The following is a 461-nucleotide window of genomic DNA, read 5'->3' as shown; positions in this document are numbered from 1 at the left end:
CCCAATTTCTTCATCTCCTCCAAAAAACCCTTCGCCGTGGCGAAGTCCGGCGACTTGTTGATCAGCGTGGTGTACGATACCTCGTTGGGTGTTAGACCCAATTTCTTCATCTCCTCCAAAAAACCATTCGCCGTGGCGAAGTCCGGCGACTTGTTGATCAGCGTGGTGTACGAAAATTCATCAGGTTTTAGACCCAATTTCTTCATCTCCTCCAAAAAACCCTTCGCCGTGGCGAAGTCCGGCGACTTGTTGATCAGCGTGGTGTACGAAAATTCATCAGGTTTTAGACCCAATTTCTTCATCTCCTCCAAAAAACCCTTCGCCGTGGCGAAGTCCGGCGACTTGTTGATCAGCGTGGTGTACGAAAATTCATCAGGTTTTAGACCCAATTTCTTCATCTCCTCCAAAAAACCCTTCGCCGTGGCAAAGTCCGGCGACTTGTTGATCAGCGTGGTGTACGA

At 49.2% G+C, this 461-nt stretch carries 1 protein-coding gene; it reads right to left on the bottom strand.

What is annotated here, in order from left to right; all coding sequences use genetic code 11:
• Positions 1-461, bottom strand: a 461-nt coding sequence (locus JNK74_29540; protein MBL7650317.1) for a hypothetical protein, incomplete at both ends; no start/stop codon positions are given.

The organism is Candidatus Hydrogenedentota bacterium (genome assembly GCA_016791475.1).
GTDB lineage: Bacteria > Hydrogenedentota > Hydrogenedentia > Hydrogenedentales > JAEUWI01 > JAEUWI01.
The sequence above is the reverse complement of the archived record's forward strand: the minus strand, read 5'-3'. Positions and strand labels throughout refer to the sequence as shown.